The following is a 16,651-nucleotide window of genomic DNA, read 5'->3' on the forward strand; positions in this document are numbered from 1 at the left end:
CCTTCCCGTGTGTGTCGGACTCAGGCGTTCACGTACTTGTTGAACTCGGGCTTGCGCTTCTCCGCGAACGCCGTCGCCCCCTCGAGCCCCTCGGGTGAATGCGTGAACAGGTCGAGCGCCGACATCGCGAGGTTGCTCAGTCCGGCCTGGTGGTCGGTGTCCGCGTTGAACGACTGCTTCAGGAAGCGCAGCGTGGTGGGGCTCTTCTCCGCGATCTCCGCGGCGACGGCCTTCGCCTCGTCGAGCAGGCGGTCTGCGGGGACGACCCAGTTGACCAGTCCCCAGCGTTCGGCGGTGACGGCGTCGTACTGACGGCAGAGGTACCAGATCTCGCGGGCCCGCTTCTCGCCGACGACGCGCGCCAGGAACGCCGAGCCGAAGCCCGCGTCGAAGGAGCCCACCCGCGGTCCCGCCTGGCCGAACTTCGCGGTCTCGGACGCGATGGTGAGGTCGCAGAGCACGTGGAGCACGTGGCCGCCGCCGACGGCGATGCCGTTGACCGCCGCGATGACGGGCTTGGGGACGTCGCGGATCAGTTTGTGCAGGTTGCCGATCTCGAACATGCCGCTCTCGGTGGGGCCGTAGTCGCCGGTCTCCGCTCGCTGCTTGACGTCGCCGCCCGTGCAGAACGCCTTCTCCCCCGCACCGGTGAGGATGATCGCCTGCACCGCGTCGTCGGCCCACGCCGAGCGGAAGGCCTTGATCAGTTCCTCGACGGTCTTACCGCGAAATGCGTTGTAGCGGGCTGGGCGGTTGATCGTGACGATCGCCGCCGGGCCGTCGACCTCGTAGGTGATGTCTTCGTAAACGGTCACGGTAATTCCTTCCTCGGAAAAGGCTGTGATGAGTTTCGGTTCAAACTTTGTGAACCAGTATTCGATAAAAATGAACGTACATTCACACCCGGAGTGTGTCAAGGGTCACGCAGCCCTGCGACCGCTAGAAGAAGGCGCTGATCCCGGTCTCCGCCCGGCCGATCAGCAACTTCTGGATCTGGCTCGTGCCCTCGTACAGCGTCATCACCCGCGCATCGCGCATGTACTTGGCGACGGGGTACTCGTCGATGTAGCCGTACCCGCCGAACAGCTGGATCGCATTGTTGGCGGCACGAACCGCGGCCTCACTGCAGAAGTACTTCGCCTTCGACGCGGCCGTCCCGAACGGCTCCCCGCGCTCGATCAGATCGGCCGCCCGCCAGGTGAGCAGCCGCCCGGCGTCGGCGTCGACGGACATGTCGGCGATCAGGTCCTGCACGAGTTGGAACGACGCGAGCGGACGGTCGAACTGCGTGCGCTCGCGGGCGTAGTCGACGGCCGCCTCGAGGCAGCCCTGGATGATCCCCACGCATCCGGCGCCCACCGAGACGCGGCCCTTGTCCAGCGAGTGCATCGCGATGGAGAAGCCCTGCCCCTCCGATCCGAGGAGGCAACTCGCCGGCACCCGCACGTCGGTGAACGACAACTCGGCGGTCGCCTGCCCGCGGAGTCCGAGCTTCCCGTGGATCTCGCGGGATTCGAAGCCAGGGGTGTCCGTCGGGACCAGGAAGGCCGAGACACCCTTGGGCCCCGGACCTCCGGTGCGCGCGAACACCAGGCACACCTTGGCCCACGTGCCGTTGGTGATGAAGATCTTGGAACCGTTGATGACGTACTCGTCGCCGCTGCGCACCGCCTTGGGCTTCAGATTTCCGGGGTCCGACCCGTTGTCGGGCTCGGTGAGCCCGAAACAGGCGAGCGCCTCACCGGACGCGATGCGGGGCAGCCATTCGTGCTTCTGCTCCTCGGTGCCGTGCGAGAGGATCACCTTCCCCACCAGCCCCATCGACACCGACACGATGCCCCGGACCGCGGAGTCAGCCCGGCCGAGTTCCTCCATCCCGAGGCAGTACGTGATGTAGTCGCCGCCCAGCCCGCCGTATTCCTCGGGAATGGTCATGCCGAAGAAGCCGATGTCGGCGAGTTTCCCGACGATCGCGGTGTCTACCGACTCGGCGCGGTCCCATTCGGCGCGGTGCGGGACGACTTCCTTGTTCAGGAAGTCGCGGGCCAGCTGCCGGAACTCCTTCTGCTCCTCGGTCAGTGTCAGGTCCATGGAATGCTCCTCGATGCCGAAGTGAATGCATGATCATTAGATTTGAGCGATTGCTCACAACAAATGAAGCATTGTTCATTTCGGTGGAGGCGTCAACCCTCGGCGGCCTCGAAGTGCTGGTCCGCTGCCATGTCGCCTGGGTAGGCTCGGGACATGCCGGTCACCTGGTCGGACGACGTCGACGAGGTCATCCGCGACGACCTCACCAGCGGGTTCGCGTACGTCACGCCCGCGGGAGGCGCGGTGGTGGCCGCGGTGGCGCCCTTCGGGCTGCGCGATCGCGAGCAGGGCACCGTCGGATTCACCACCTCGCTGGGTTTCGGCCGCAAGCTCGAGCGCATCAAGGCGGAACCCCGGGTGGCGCTCGCCTTCCATGCGCGCGAGCACGGAATCGGCGACGGCACCAACCGGCGCTACGTGCTCGTGCAAGGTGACGCGACGTTCGATCCCAGCCCCGACCGGGATCTCCTCGACGCACTCGGCGAGCGCTCAGCCCCCTATGTGGGAGCGCCGCGGCGTGGCCGATTCTGGGACCGCTGGCTCAGCGCCTACTACACCGACCGGGTACTGGTGACGGTCGCGGTCACACGGGTGACCGCCTGGCCCGACCTGCGCACGACGGGCGAGCCCGAGGTGTACGGCGCACCGCGCCCCGACGCCGAAGCGGCGCCACAGAAGCCGCCGAAGAAGGGCACCGGACCACGGGTGGATGCGGTGAAGACCGGTCAGCGGGCCCGGAAGCTGCCGCACGTGCTGCTCGCCTACCGCGAGGCCGACGGCTATCCGACCGTCGTGCCGGTCGACGTGAACTCGGCGAGCCACGAGGGTCTGCGGTTGAGGGTCCCCGCCGGGGTGCCGCAGGGCGGCCGCCGCGCCGGCCTGCTCGCCCACGCGTACCGGCCCCAGCTCGTCGGCCTCGAGTCCCGTCAGAACACCGGCTGGATCGAGGTCACCGGCACCGAGGCGGTGTACGCACCGCACACGCAGGGCGGGTTCACGGCGCCGCCGAACAAGACGGTCCTGCTCCTGGCCAACGGATTCATGGCCCGCCGCGGCCTCGCGAAGGCCCGGAAAGAAGGCCGCACCCAGGCGCTGGGCCGATGAGCTGGGTGATGCCGCCGTTCGCGTAGCGGCTCGGCCCGTTCACGCGGTTCACCACTGCCGGGTCGGCCACGGTATTCTCAGCTGAACCGAACCTTCGGTCGGCTCCTGTGGACGACGGCGCACCGGTGCGGTGGAGTTCTGCACCTGGAAGGATTGCGCGCATGACTACGGCACGCCCCGCACGGAAGACCGGATCGCCCGGACGCCCCGGCTACGACCTCGACTCGCTGCTCGCTGTGGCGGTCAAGGTCTTCAACGACAAGGGCTACGACGGCACCAGCATGGAGGTGCTGGCCCAGCGCCTGGGAATCACGAAGTCGTCGATCTATCACCATGTGTCCGGGAAGTCTGAGCTCCTCGAACTGGCGCTGTCGCGCGCACTCAACGCTCTCTTCGCGGTCACCACCGAGGAGAAGGCGACGAGCGGCCGGTATATCGACCGCCTCGAATACCTAGTCCGCCGCAGTGTCGAGGTCCTCGCCGCCGAACTCCCGTACGTCACGCTCCTGCTCCGCGTCCGGGGCAACACCGCGGTGGAGCGTCGCGCGCTCGCCCGCCGCCGCGAGTTCGACGCCTTCGTCAGCGACCTCGTGGTCGCGGCGGCGGAGGAGGGCGACCTGCGGCCCGGGATCGATCCCGCTCTCACCAGCCGGCTCGTGTTCGGCACGGTCAACTCGCTGATCGAGTGGTACCGCCCGCGCACCGGCGGGACCGTCGCCGACCTCGCCGACGCCGTCGTCGAGCTGACGTTCGACGGGCTGCGCCGCGCCTGAGCGAGACGTCACCGGTGCGCCCTACGACGACAGGGTGGATCTCGATCGAATCGTCCACCGTCGTGCCCGCTCGGACAGCTGGGTGCGGAGCCGCGCTCGGACTTCGGCAGGCACTTCGCGTGCCGCGACACCCTCCAGAATTCTCGACAGTCTCCGGTCGAATCCGGGTGTCGTCATACCGAACCCGATCCAGATCTCGTCGGGCGGTGGACCACCGTAGGGCAGCCACCGGCACGCGAACTCGAGTATGGCTGCGTCCACCCTCTCCACTCCGGTAGCCACGGGTCAGACCGTGACGGCGAGGTTTTCGAAGATGGTGGCATTGGCCATGCCGCCGCCTTCGCACATCGTCTGCAGTCCGTAGCGGACGCCCTCGGCGCGCAGGTGGTGCACGAGGGTGGTGGCGAGGCGGGCCCCGGATCCGCCGAGCGGATGCCCGAGAGCGATCGCTCCGCCGAGCGCGTTGACCCGCTCTTCCGGTGCCCCGGTGGCCCGCAGCCAGGCGCCGACGACGCTGGCGAACGCCTCGTTGACCTCGAAGGCTCCGATGTCGTCGAGTGTCAGACCTGCGCGTTCGAGCACCCGTGCGGTGGCGGGGATGGGTCCGGCCAGCATCGCGACCGGGTCGTCGCCGACGACGGTTGCGGTGTGTACCCGGGCCAGCGGGGTCAGTCCGAGGTCTCGGGCCCGGTCGCCGGACATCACCAGCAGGGCCGCGGCGCCGTCGGAGATCTGCGAGGCGTTGCCCGCGGTGACGCGGCCGTCGTCGCCGAAGGCAGGCTTCAACTCGGCGAGCTTCTCGAGCGTCGTGGTTCGGCGGATTCCCTCGTCGGCGTCGAGTTTCGTTCCGTCCGGCAGGGTCACAGGCACGATCTCGCCGGCGAATCGGCCTTCGTCGACGGCCGCGGCGGCGCGCTGGTGTGAGCGCAGGCTGTATTCGTCGAGCCAGCCGCGGCTCAGTTCGTACCTGTCGGCCAGGATCTCGGCGCCGCGGCCCTGGTTGAACTCGATGCCGTCGTAGCGTCGCCGAATCGCCTCGCTGTTCGGGTCACCGAGGCCGACGCGCCGCGCCGATCCCATCGGGATGCGGGTCATCGACTCGACGCCGCCCGCGACGACGACGTCGTACTGGCCGGCGATCACTCCCGCGGCGGCGAAATGCAGTGCCTGCTGGCTCGATCCGCACTGCCGCTCGATCGTGGTGCCGGGAACGGACTCGGGCCATCCGGCGGCCAGCACCGCGTTGCGTGCAATGTTGCCGGCCTGCTCACCGACCTGTCCGACGCATCCCCACACGACGTCGTCGACCGACGCGGCGTCGACCCCGGCCCGGTCGAGCAGCGCGGTCAGCACAGCCCCGGACAGGTCGACGGGGTGGACCTCCGCGAGGCCGCCCTTGCGGCGGCCGATGGGGCTCCGTACGGCTTCGACGATGACTGCATCACGCATGGTGTGTTCCTGTTCTCTCGTTCTCGGTGATCACGTCGCGGTCCAGACCGGGGCGCGGCGTTCGGTGAAGGCGGCGGCGCCCTCGCGGGCGTCGTTCGAGTCGAAGACCGGCATCACGATCTGCCGGGTCCGCTCGAACATCTCCGCATGCGGCCAGCCGGGCGACTCGTCGACGACCCGCTTGCTGGCCCGGACTGCGAGCGGCCCGTTGCCGGCGATCTCCGCGGCCAGTTCGAGTGCCGCCGACAACACCTCGCCCTCGGGGGCCAGCCGGTTGACCAGCCCCAGCGGGTGCAGTTGCGCGGCGGTCATGGTCCTGCCGGTGAGCACCATCTCCAGCGCCACCGCTCGCGGCAGCCGTGCGGGCAGCCGGGTCAACCCGCCCGCGGCGGCGACCAGGCCGCGGCGGACCTCGGGCAGGCCGAACGTTGCGGTCGGCGCGGCGACGACGAGGTCCGCCGCCAGGACGATCTCGAAACCGCCTGCGAGCGCGGGACCGTCGACGGCGGCGATCAGGGGCTTGGCGGGCGGCGCCTCCACCAGCCCGGCGAATCCACGACCCTCGACGCGCGGGCTCTCACCCCGCAGGAAAGCCTTGAGATCCATTCCTGCGCAGAAGTATCCGCTGGCCCCGGTGAGCACACCCACTCTCAGCTGCGGATCGGAGTTCAGCAGTCGAACCGCCCCGGCGACGGCCTCCGCGACCGCACGGTCCACCGCGTTGCGGGCCTGCGGCCGGTTCAGCGTGATGACCAGCACCGACCCCACCCGTTCCGTCAGCACGACCGGCCCGAGGGGCTCCGCGGTCACCGAGGTGCCATCCGGATCGCACCGTCGAGGCGGATCGTCTCACCGTTGAGCATGCCGTTCTCGATGATGTGCTCGGCCAGCGCGGCGAACTCGGAGGGCTCGCCGAGCCGCTGCGGATGCGGAACCGACGCCGCCAGCGCGTCCCGGATGTCGTCGCGTGCATTGAGAAGAAGCGGCGTCGCGAACACACCGGGCGCGATGGTGCACACCCGGATCCCGACACCCGCGAGGTCGCGGGCGGCGGGCAGTGTCATCCCCACGATGCCCGCCTTGGACGTCGCGTAGTTGATCTGCCCGATCTGACCCTCGTAGGCGGCGACGGATGCGGTCAGGACACACACGCCGCGGTCGCCGCCCAGCAACTCGTTCGCGGCCATCGCCTCGGCCGCGAACCGCAGCACGTTGAACGTCCCGATCACGTTGAGCCGGATCACCGACTCGAAGGGCTCCAGGTCGGCAGCCTTGCGGTCCTTGGTGAGCACGCGCATCGGTCGTCCGCGGCCTGCGCAGTGCACGACGGCCCGCACCGGGCCGCGCTCGGCAGCGGCGGCGAAAGCCGCGGCCACCGCGTCGCCGTCGGTCACGTCGGTCGGCACGAACCGCGCCGCGGGCCCGAGCGCCTCGGCGTGCTCCGCCCCCGGCGAACCGGGGAGGTCGAGCAGGGTGACGGTGGCGCCGGACTCGACCAGCCGGGTGGCGGTGGCGAGTCCGAGTCCGGATGCTCCGCCCGTGACGACGGCGTTGATGTCCTTGATCTGCATGGCTGAACCTTCGATGTGGCCGGGGCCCAGTGGCGCCCGGAATGGTGTGGAGTGCGAGATGCCTAGAGCCCCATCGACTTCGAGATGACGCTCTTCATGACTTCGCTGGTGCCGCCGAAGATCCGGGTGACGCGGGCATCGGCGTACAGTCGCGCGATCGGATACTCGGTCATGTAGCCGTAGCCGCCGTGCACCTGCAGGCACTTGTCGATGACCCGGGCCTGCACCTCGGTGCAGAACAGCTTCACCTTGGCCGCGTCGGCGGGAGTGAGAGTGCCTGCGTCCAAAGCGATCAGTGCCTGGTCGATCAGGGCCTGCCCGGCCTGCAACTCGGTCGCGCACTCGGCGAGTACGAACTTCGTGTTCTGGAAGCCGGCGAGCGGCTTACCGAACACCATCCGCTCCTTGGCGTACGCGATCGCCAGGTCGACCGCGGCGGTGGCCGTGGCCTGCGCGGTGATCGCGATCGACAGCCGCTCCTGCGGCAGGTTGTGCGCCAGCATCTTGAAGGCGGCGCCTTCCTCACCGAGGAGGTTGGCCGCGGGCACCCGGACGTTGTCGAAGGTGAGTTCGGCGGTGTCGCTCGACTTCATCCCGATCTTGTGCAGGTTGCGACCGCGAGTGAACCCGGGCATGTCGGATTCGACCACCAGCAGCGACAGACCGTTGCGGCGATTCTCGGGATCCTTCGAGGTCCTCGCGACCACGATCACGAGGTCGGCGTTGATGCCGCCGGTGATGAACGTCTTGTTCCCGTTGAGGACGTAGTCGTCGCCGTCGCGAATGGCGGTGGTGGTGACACCGGCGAGATCGGATCCGATGCCGGGTTCGGTCATCGCGATCGCGCTGACGAGCGCACCGTCGGCGAAGCCGGGGAACCAGCGGTCGCGTTGTTCCTCATTGGCGTATTCGAGAAAGTACGGGAGCACGGTGTTCAAGTGCACCTGGAAGCCGCCGAGCGAGGCGGCCGCGTAACCGATCTCCTCGTAGACGACGGTGTTGAACAGGAAGCTGTCGATGCCGCCGCCGCCGTACTGCTCGGGCACCTGCAGTCCGTTGATCCCGAGTGCCGCTGTCTTGGTGTAGAAGTCGCGGGGGATGCAGCCGGCCGCCTCCCAGTCGGGCAGGTTCGGGACGATCTCCTTGGCGATGAACTGGCGGACCACGTCACGGAAGGCATCGTGGTCGTCGGTGAAGATGTTGCGTTGCATGGTGATTCCTTCGAAAATGGGTCGACGGCAAGCGCCGTCGACGGATGTCAGCGGCCGAGTGCGACGACGCCGTCGGCGGCCAGCGCATCGAGCGCGTCGGTCGGGTAGCCGAGTTCGGCGATCAGTTCGGCGGTGTGCTGCCCGAGGTCGGGCGCACCCGCCGTGGGCAGCTTCGGGACGCTCTCGAGGTGCCACGGCGTGCCGAGAGCCGTCGCAGGCACGCCGTCGGGGCGGCTGACCTCGATGAAGAGCCCGGAGGCCTGGACGTCGGGGCTGCGCATCGCTTCGGGATAGGTGTTGATCCGCCCGGCGACGACACCGTTGGCGGCGAGCACGTCCATCGCCTCGTCGCTCGTCATGGTCGCGAACGCGGCGCGCAACTCGGTGAGCAGGGCGGGGCGGTTGCGGACCCGGCTCTCGTTGTCGGCGAACCGGGCGTCGTCGGCGAGTTCCGCCCGGCCCAGCAGTCGGCACAGTCGACGGAAGTGGACCTCGGAGTAGGCGGAGACGACGACGCTGCCGTCGCTGGTGGGCATGATGTCGGCGGCCGGGGCGACCGTCGGCTGACCGTTACCCATGCGCCGTGGTTCGTTGCCGGTGTCGAGATAGGCGCCCCAGTTCGGGGCCTGCAGATGAATGGCGACCTCGAGCAGCGACACCTCGACGGTGTCGCCCTCGCCGGTGCGCAGGCGCCGGATGTAGGCGCCGAGGATTGCCTGGGCGCAGACGTAGCCGGTGGCGGCGTCGACGATCTGGGCACCGACCTTCTGCGGCTCGCCGTCGTGTTCGCCGGTCACCCACATCAGGCCGCTCTCCGCCTGCGCGGCGATGTCGAGGCCGGCACGGTTCCTGGACGGTCCGTGCAGGCCGAACCCGCTCACCGTCGCGTACACGAGGTGCGGATGCGCGGTGCGCATCTCCTCCGCGCCCAGACCGAGTTTGTCCATCACCCCGGGGCGCAGATTCTGCACCACGATGTCGGCGTCGGCGATCAGCCGGCGGGCGATCTCCTGACCGCGCGGGTCCTTGAGGTCGAGCGCGATTGCCCGCTTGCCGCGGTTGTAGTTCTCCACCATGGCTTTACCGTGCGCGCCGATTCCGCGTGCCGACTCGCCGTGCACCGGTTCGACCTTGATCACGTCGGCGCCGAGGTCCACCAGGACCTGGGTGGCGGCGGGGGCAGCGATGAATTGACCGAAGTCGATGACGCGGACGCCGTCGAGGGGCGTGTCGATCATGCGGTCTCCTCGGCACGCTTGCGGATGAGGGTGATGTCCCGTTCCGGGTTGACCAGGAACACCGCGATCGCACTACCGACGATCATCAGGATCCCGCTGATCAGGAAGCCGGTGCCGTAGCCGGAGATCTTGTCGGCCGCCCGGCCGACCGAAAAGCCGAGTACGAGTGGTGCGATCATGCCGGAGATACTCGACACCGCGCCGAGGCCACCGAGGACCATGCCGCGTTTGCGGGACTGCACGACGTCGGCGATTGCCGTCAACGCCACGCCGTACGCCGCGGTGTTGAGCGAGAAGGCCAGGGACACGAGCAGGATCTGCAGCAGTCCGGCCGACACGATGGTGAACCCGACCATCGTGATACCGGCGCCGGCGATCAGGCCGGCCGACAGGTAGCCGCGCGCAACCTTCCGGGAGACGCCGCGGGAGACGAGGCGATTCGAGAACCACCCGGCGGCGATCGCACCGACCGCCGCGAGTCCGTAGGGAAGCATGACCAGCCGTCCGGTGGTCAGGGTGTCGTAGCCGAGGCCGTCTTCGAGGTAGACGGGGAGCCAGGACACCTTGAGCGTGGTGGACCAGTACGAGCAGAACATCAACAGCGCGATCCCGATCACGGTCCCGGTGCGCAGGATCGTCCGGTACGGGGCGTCGACGGTGTCGACGACGGTTGCCTTGGCCGACTCGGCGGTCTCGGTGGGTGCGCCTCGTCCGAGGAGGATCCAGGCGACCACCCAGACCAGACCGACCGTGATCAGGAGGTAGAACGCGGCGTGCCAGTCCCAGCGGACGATGATCCAGGTCAGTACGGGGGCAGCGATGAGGACGCCGAGGGAGGATCCGGCGGTGACGAAGCTGCTCGGCAGGGCACGCTTCTCCGGCGGGAACCAGGAGTGGACGGCGTGGTTGGCGAGGGCGAAGGCCGGGCCCTCGGCGAACCCGAGGACGAGCCGGCAGGCCACCAGGACGCCGAAGGTCACGGTGCCGGTCAGGGGCACCATGGTGGTTACCCAGAGCAGCATCAGTCCGGCCAGCAGCCATCGGATACTCACCTTGGACGACAGCCAGCCGAAGAACAGGGCGCCGGCGGCGAACAGCCAGAAGAAGCTGCTCTGGATCATGCCGAACTGTTGCGGCGTCAGGCCCAGATCCTTCTGGATCTGGACGCCGGCGAACGCGATGACGGACTTGTCGGCGAAATTGATGAGCATGAACACGACGAGCAGTCCGGTAATCATCCAGGCGCGGCGGGTCAGCGCCGATCTGGTACGCCGGGACGCTGCGGTGGTCGGCGTCGATATCTGAGTCATAGGGCCTCTTCGGGAACGAACCGTCGCGACATGTCTGCATGGCATGAACCAGTCCGGACGGATCTCGAATGCGACCTTCTAGGTGATCGATCCGGATCCCGTCGCAACGGTGTGATCAGGTACACACCATTCAAGTCCCGAGGATCGATCAGGTCAAAGACCAGAAAAGTAGGAGAAATACTGCAATTGCCTATGAGTTGGTGGAACGTGCGTTGTCGTCGCGAATCCGGCGGTCGGATTCGGCCCGCGTCAACTGCGCGGCCTCCACGAGGGACACACCGGAGGACATGTGCACGGCGATGGACGCGGCGAACTCCTCGAAAGACGCGCGGGCGCAGGCGAGGAACTCCGTGGACGCCTGGGTCATCCGGCCGGGACGGCGGACCACACCCATGCGGCGGGTGAGCCGCGGCGAGAGTTCACGCACCACCCCGCCGCGCAGCATCGCGTCGAGTCCGCTGCGCAGGGCCACGATCGAGACCCCGCCGCCCGCGAGAACGATCGGCAGCACGGCGCCACGCTGACGCACCTCCACCGCGACGTCGGGTTCGACGCCGTGCAACCGGAGCGAGCGGTCGATGAAATCCCGCGTCGCCGTGCCCTTTTCGCCCATGACGAACGGAATGCGGGTCAACGACTGGATCGGCACCGGGTCGGGCCACCGGGCGTCGGTGCCGGGCGGACACACCAGCACGAGCTGCTGATCGATGAGCTCCTCCCCGACGAGGTCCTCGGTCGGCAGGGGCAGCGCGAGAACGCCCAGCTCACACGCCCCCGACCGGACCAGGGACACGATATCGGCGGTCTCGTCCCGATCTTCGATGTGGAACCGCACGTCGGGGTACTGCCGGCGGAACTTGGCGACCCACACCGACAGCGGATCCGAGGACAGGTCCGAGAGCGAAGCGATGTCGATTCGGCCGCCGCGCATCGCCCCGACGTCGCGCACGGTGTTCTCGGCCGATTCCACCTCCCGCAGGATGGTGCGTGCCGGGCCGACGAGCGCCTCACCGGCCGGGGACAGCACGAGGCCACGGCCGACGCGGTGGAACAACTCGACGCCCAGGTCTTTCTCGAGCTTGCGCACCGCCTGCGACAGCGAAGGCTGCGCCACACGCAACTGCGCCGCGGCGCGGGTGACGCCGCCACAGTCGACTACAGCGAGGAAGTACTCCATCTGCCGCATGTCCATGCTCTGAATCTAGAGGTACCGGCACCGCGGTGGGCGGCCGATAGGGTTCTCCCGAGAGTGTGCGGCGACCGGCCGAGAAGGGTATCCCGCCGGTGGTCGGGTGAATTAGCCTCCGCCGCATGAGTGTTGTTCTTCTGGTCCGTCACGGACAAGCATCCTTCGGCACCGACGACTACGACCGCCTGTCGCCGCGCGGCCGAGAACAGAGTCGCGCCCTCGGCACCGAACTGAATCGTCGCGGCATCGCGCCCGCCCGGACAGTCACCGGAAGCATGAAACGCCAACGAGAGACGGCTCAGGAGGCAAGCGCGGCAGCCGCCTGGCACACGACGCACCCCGACGTCGATCCGGGTTGGGACGAGTTCGACGCGAGCGCCCTGCTGGCTGCGAACGGTGAGCACGATCCGCGGGCGAAGACGGATTCGCGCGCCTTCCAGCGACTGCTCGAGCGGGCGTCCACACGGTGGTCGTCCGGCGACCACGACGCCGACTACGCCGAGACGTTCGGTGCGTTCACGGCCCGGGTCGACGCGTCCCTCGACCGCGTTGCCGGAGGGCTCGAACGCGGGCAGACCGGTGTCGTCTTCTCCAGCGCCGGCGCGATCGCCTGGGTGACCGCCCGACTGCTGGGTGGCGGCTTCCCGCAATGGCTCGCCCTGAACAGGGTCGCGGTCAATTCCGGCGTTACCAAGATCGTGATCGGCTCGTCGGGGACGTCCCTCGTGGCGTTCAACGAGCACGGTCATCTCCCGGACCCCTGGGTCACCTACCGGTGAAACTGTCCGCCCGCTCATGGGCCACGATCAGCTCGACCCGCGAGTTGTAGCCGGTCTTCCTGTAGAGGCGGGTGAGGTAGGCCTCGACGGTCTTGCTGCTGTAGTGGAGAACCTCGGCGATCTCCCGGTTGCTGAGGCCGTCTCGGACCAGCGTGACGAGTTGACTCTCCACATCGGTGAGAGGTCCGGGTGCCCCCGACTTGTCGACACGTCGGCCGAGGACGAGACCGCGCGACCTGCCGGCGGCCTCGACCCGCTTCAGCCACAGCGTCGCGCCCATCTTCTTGAACAGTGCCCAGGCGGCCTCGAGGTGATCGGCGACGTCCCGGCCGACGACGCCCAGCGCATGGTGGGCCTGCGCCGCGATGTAGTGCAGGCCCTGCTCCTCGGCCTCGAGAAGCACGTCGCGAGCGCGGTCCACGTCACCGAAGCTGAGGGTATGACCGATGCCGGACGCCATCCGGGCCGTGGGCGAACCGATGTCGTCCGCAAGGCGGCAGAACTCGTCCGCGACGCGCCCTGCGGCCTCGACCTCTCCCCGAGCGAGGTAGCCCTCGACCAGACTCGCGTGGGTGATGGTCCCGACCTCGTTCCAGCCGCGGGCGCCCGCTTCCGACCGCAGTCGGTCCAGGACCGGGATGGCGTCCTCGCACCGGGACCTCGACACCTCGACCGTCGCCTGCACTGCCTGCCAGGTCGCGAAGTCGATCCGGCAGGAGGCAGGCGGCTTCGTCGCTGCCAGCACGGACGCCGCACGCCGGAAATCACCTCGGCCCGTGAGGATCTGCACCTCCACACATCGCAGCCGAACCAGAGTACTGCGCATACCCGAGAATTCGAGATGGACTGCCTCCCGGGCACTGGTCTCGGACGCCGCGGTCCAATCGCCGGCCGCGAACTCGGTGAGCGCGCGAGCCAGTACGGCTTGCCCGCCCAGGTTTCCGTATCCGGCGAGTCCGGCGGCGTCACCCGCCTTCGTCAGCAGCGCGTTCGCACGACCGGTCGCGCCCGCCGTTGCGGCGTGGTGCGCTGCCGACTCCAACGCAGCCACGCGCGTTCCCACCGGGAGTGCCCGCTCGTCGGTTCCCAGGATCTCGAGCCGGTCGACGGCCTCGAGCAGATTCGGGAACGTACCGACGGAGGCTTCGACCTGAGCGAGGTACGTGTAGGCGACCACCTGGTCCGCCGGGGTCGACTCGCGCACCTGTGACCACGCCGTCGCGGCCAGGACGCGCCCCTGATCCGTGTCGCCGAGGCGCGCCGACATCGCCGCGCGCTGCGCGAGGTACGGCGTCGGGTCTCTCGCCTGCCCCGCCTCGGCGACCAGCAGGTCCAGAGCACTCTGCGGATCGCTCATCGCGTTGTGGCAGTGCACGATCGTCGCCACGGTGCGGTCGCGGGAACGGCCCGCCTCGAGGACGCCGAGCGATTGTCTGCCGGCTTCGATGGCCGGGGCCGGCCGTGCACCCTTCCAGTACGCCGCGGACTGCCTGCCGAGTATCTCGCCGGCAGCGGCGTCCGCGCGTGGCGACAGGTCCAGCGCCCGGCCGTACCAGCGGGCGGCAGCGCGCGGCGACGTGCGCAGCGCACGATCGGCGGCACGCAACGCCACCGTGACCGCGACCCTGTCGCCGCGCGCCGCACCCTCGGTGACGTGCCGGGCGCGCTCGAGGGCCGGCATGCCCAGCTCGTGGTCGGTGCCCGCGATCCGCGCGGCGATCGCAGAATGGACGCGGCGGCGCTCGGCCGGACCGATCTCGTCATAGAGCAACTCACCGATCAGGGGGTGGCCGAAGTCGTACCATCCGGACCCCGTTGCCACCAGCGCACCGCTCGCGACCAGTGAGTCGAAGACGGCTCGGACCTCGCCCAGCGACCTCTTCGCCAGCTCGGCGAGGAGAGGAAGGTAGTCCAGATCGACCCGTCCGAATACCGCGATCAGACGACCCAGTGCACGGACGGCGCGATCCCGGGGAAACAGCCGGTGGAGCAACGCCGCAGGGTGCGCGAACCGGGGCGGGGAATCGTCGACCAGGTAGCCGATCCCCTGCTCGATCCGGACCGCACCCGCAGCGTGCAACGCGTTCACCGTTTCCCGGACCAGCAGCGCGTTTCCCCGCGTCCGCTCGGTCAGATACCCGGTCAGTCGCTCGTCGGGCGCGGCGCCGAGCACCGACTCGACCAGTTCGCCGAGGGCCTGCCCCTCCACCGGCCGAAGCTCGAGGACCGTCTGTGCCTGTTCGCTCACGAGGTGGCCGATCGTCGCGACCAGACGTTCGCCGGTCGTCCACGGCCGGGTCCGCGAGGCGAAGATCACGAGGAGCGGGCGGCCCGCCAGATGCCGGGCGGCGAGGGTCACGGCGACGAGGCTGTCCTCGTCCGCCAGGTGCGCGTCGTCCACGACCACGACGACCGGCGACGAATCCGTCATCGACTGCAACAGCGCCGTCACACCATTCGGGTCGCTCGGTACCGCAGTGTGGCCGTGGACTCCCACGAGAGTGCGCACCGTCGCGTACGGGATGTCGCGGTCGTACTCGTGCGCCGCGGCGTACAAGCACGTCCATCCGCGCCTGCGGGCGGCGTCGATCGTGCTCCGCAGGAGGTGTGTCTTGCCGGTGCCGGCCTCACCGAGAATCAGGCACGTCGAACCGGCACCGGCACTCAATCGTTCTATGGCGCAGTCGAACACGGACTCGTTCACATCATCTAGGCGAGGCTCAGCCGAAGCGGCATGGCCTTCCATCCTCGGAGCGTGTTGTTGTGATAGCGACGTACGGGTGCCGCAAGTTCGATGCACTTCACGCGGGTCACGAGAACCTCGAGCAGGCATTCGGCCTGCAGACGCGCCGCGTGCTGGCCCACGCACTGGTGGATGCCCATCCCGAAGGCGACGTGCCCCGAGGGATCACGCGAGAGGTCGAACCGGTCAGGGTTGTCCCACCGGCGCGGGTCACGGTTCGCGGCGGCGTAGCACAGCAGCACCCTCGTCTCGGCCGGGATGACGGTCCCGGAGATCTCGACGTCGGCCGATGTCTTGCGGAACAACATCTGAACCGGCGACTCCCAGCGCAGCGCCTCGTCGAATGCGACTCGGGCGAGGTTGGGGTTCTCTCGAAGTGCCGCCCATTGATCGGGATGTGTGGCGAACCCGTAGAGCATCGCGGAGAGACCGTAGACGGTCGTGTCGACACCTGCCGACAACAGCGAACGCGTGAGGAGCGGCGCCAGTTCGTGCATGATGTCGCCGCGGTCGGCGGCCGCCCAGATCTCGCTGCCGAACCCTTCGGGCTTCAGTGACTCCCGGGCACACTTCGCTGTGGCCCATTCCGCCAGTGCCTCGCTCCGGCATTCGCCTTGCAGGACCCGCTCGTTTCGCGGCCCCAGGGCATTGAAGATGTGATCCGCGTAGGGAACGAGATTCTCCCGCTGCTCCTCGTCGATACCGGACGCGTCGGGAAAGAAGTTCACCGGAAACACGGCCGCGATGTCGTTGTACCCGTCGATCTCGATCGCGTCCCCGGCAGCCGTGCCGACCAGCAGGTTGTCGATCAGCGTCTCGGCCTGTCGTGTGCAGGCGTCCTTCATCGCACGCAATGCTCGTGCGGACAGGATCGTCTGCAACACCTCGCGGGGCGCGTCGTGCTCGGGTGGGTCGGTCTGAAGCAGTCCCCGGGCCCGCCAGGGCTCGTTCAGGCCGACTCCGGAACCGGAAGTCATGCCCTGCCAGTTCGAGAGTGCGCTGTGAACCTCGTCGTAACGCCCGACGGCGTGGACGTTGTACCGGGGCAGGAAGACGACGGGCCCGGATTCACGCAGTCGCTCCTGGAACGGCAGCGGGTTCTCGAGGGTTTCCGACGAGAACGGGTCGTCGTCGAGGGACGGGGCTGTCGAACCCTGCCGTCCGGTGATATCCGTAATCGACACTGTCAACCT

General features: G+C 68.6%; 15 protein-coding genes. 3 read left to right on the plus strand and 12 right to left on the minus strand.

Features of this window, described 5'->3' with window-relative positions; translation table 11 throughout:
• Nucleotides 1–20: 20 nt before the first annotated feature.
• Both CA951_RS30560 and CA951_RS30565 read right to left on the minus strand, forming a co-directional pair.
• Nucleotides 21–815 carry an enoyl-CoA hydratase-related protein gene (locus tag CA951_RS30560; protein ID WP_087560424.1) on the minus strand — a complete coding sequence of 265 codons (795 nt, stop codon included), beginning with the start codon at nucleotides 813–815 and terminating at the stop codon, nucleotides 21–23.
• Nucleotides 816–939: 124 nt separating this feature from the next.
• Nucleotides 940–2,091 carry an acyl-CoA dehydrogenase family protein gene (locus CA951_RS30565; RefSeq protein WP_087560425.1) on the minus strand — a complete coding sequence of 384 codons (1,152 nt, stop codon included), beginning with the start codon at nucleotides 2,089–2,091 and terminating at the stop codon, nucleotides 940–942.
• A gap of 153 nt (nucleotides 2,092–2,244) precedes the next feature.
• Between CA951_RS30565 and CA951_RS30570 the strand changes: the two genes are divergently transcribed.
• Nucleotides 2,245–3,195: a hypothetical protein gene (locus CA951_RS30570; RefSeq protein ID WP_087560426.1), complete on the plus strand. Its 951-nt coding sequence runs from the start codon at nucleotides 2,245–2,247 to the stop codon at nucleotides 3,193–3,195.
• Between the two features lie 161 nt (nucleotides 3,196–3,356).
• Nucleotides 3,357–3,968, plus strand: coding sequence for a TetR/AcrR family transcriptional regulator (locus CA951_RS30575; RefSeq protein ID WP_012689589.1), 612 nt, complete (start codon nucleotides 3,357–3,359; stop codon nucleotides 3,966–3,968).
• Nucleotides 3,969–3,989: 21 nt separating this feature from the next.
• Here the strand turns inward: CA951_RS30575 and CA951_RS30580 are convergent, their stop codons facing one another.
• The 8 genes from CA951_RS30580 to CA951_RS30615 all read right to left on the minus strand — a co-directional run bounded on the left by CA951_RS30580 (nucleotide 3,990) and on the right by CA951_RS30615 (nucleotide 11,939).
• Nucleotides 3,990–4,250, minus strand: coding sequence for a hypothetical protein (locus tag CA951_RS30580; RefSeq protein ID WP_143543114.1), 261 nt, complete (start codon nucleotides 4,248–4,250; stop codon nucleotides 3,990–3,992).
• A gap of 3 nt (nucleotides 4,251–4,253) precedes the next feature.
• Nucleotides 4,254–5,417, minus strand: coding sequence for a thiolase family protein (locus tag CA951_RS30585; protein ID WP_087560428.1), 1,164 nt, complete (start codon nucleotides 5,415–5,417; stop codon nucleotides 4,254–4,256).
• Nucleotides 5,418–5,447: 30 nt separating this feature from the next.
• Nucleotides 5,448–6,227 carry a crotonase/enoyl-CoA hydratase family protein gene (locus tag CA951_RS30590; protein WP_087560429.1) on the minus strand — a complete coding sequence of 260 codons (780 nt, stop codon included), beginning with the start codon at nucleotides 6,225–6,227 and terminating at the stop codon, nucleotides 5,448–5,450.
• On the minus strand, nucleotides 6,224–6,988 hold the full coding sequence (locus CA951_RS30595; protein ID WP_087560430.1) for an SDR family NAD(P)-dependent oxidoreductase: 765 nt from the start codon (nucleotides 6,986–6,988) through the stop codon (nucleotides 6,224–6,226). Before CA951_RS30595 ends, CA951_RS30590 begins: the two co-directional genes overlap by 4 nt.
• 62 nt (nucleotides 6,989–7,050) lie before the next feature.
• Entirely contained in the window at nucleotides 7,051–8,199 is a 1,149-nt protein-coding gene (locus CA951_RS30600; RefSeq protein WP_087560431.1) for an acyl-CoA dehydrogenase family protein, read from the minus strand.
• Between the two features lie 47 nt (nucleotides 8,200–8,246).
• The gene (locus CA951_RS30605; protein WP_179220368.1) at nucleotides 8,247–9,437 is read right to left on the minus strand and encodes a CaiB/BaiF CoA-transferase family protein; all 1,191 of its coding nucleotides are present in this window, start codon (nucleotides 9,435–9,437) and stop codon (nucleotides 8,247–8,249) included.
• Nucleotides 9,434–10,747, minus strand: coding sequence for an MFS transporter (locus tag CA951_RS30610; RefSeq protein WP_087560432.1), 1,314 nt, complete (start codon nucleotides 10,745–10,747; stop codon nucleotides 9,434–9,436). Before CA951_RS30610 ends, CA951_RS30605 begins: the two co-directional genes overlap by 4 nt.
• A gap of 190 nt (nucleotides 10,748–10,937) precedes the next feature.
• Nucleotides 10,938–11,939 (minus strand): LysR family transcriptional regulator, encoded by a 1,002-nt coding sequence (locus CA951_RS30615; RefSeq protein ID WP_179220369.1) that lies wholly within the window; start codon nucleotides 11,937–11,939, stop codon nucleotides 10,938–10,940.
• Between the two features lie 119 nt (nucleotides 11,940–12,058).
• Here CA951_RS30615 and CA951_RS30620 point away from each other — a divergent pair, with 119 nt between their 5' ends.
• Nucleotides 12,059–12,715 (plus strand): histidine phosphatase family protein, encoded by a 657-nt coding sequence (locus CA951_RS30620; RefSeq protein WP_087560434.1) that lies wholly within the window; start codon nucleotides 12,059–12,061, stop codon nucleotides 12,713–12,715.
• Here the strand turns inward: CA951_RS30620 and CA951_RS30625 are convergent.
• Both CA951_RS30625 and CA951_RS30630 read right to left on the minus strand, forming a co-directional pair.
• Nucleotides 12,702–15,419 carry a LuxR family transcriptional regulator gene (locus CA951_RS30625; protein ID WP_179220370.1) on the minus strand — a complete coding sequence of 906 codons (2,718 nt, stop codon included), beginning with the start codon at nucleotides 15,417–15,419 and terminating at the stop codon, nucleotides 12,702–12,704. The genes CA951_RS30620 and CA951_RS30625 overlap by 14 nt on opposite strands.
• A gap of 5 nt (nucleotides 15,420–15,424) precedes the next feature.
• A complete protein-coding gene (locus tag CA951_RS30630) occupies nucleotides 15,425–16,642 on the minus strand; it encodes a cytochrome P450 (protein WP_256974154.1) in 1,218 nt (405 codons plus the stop codon).
• Between the last annotated feature and the right edge of the window lie 9 nt (nucleotides 16,643–16,651).

Source organism: Rhodococcus sp. NCIMB 12038, assembly GCF_002165735.1.
Taxonomy (GTDB): Bacteria; Actinomycetota; Actinomycetes; order Mycobacteriales; family Mycobacteriaceae; genus Rhodococcus_F.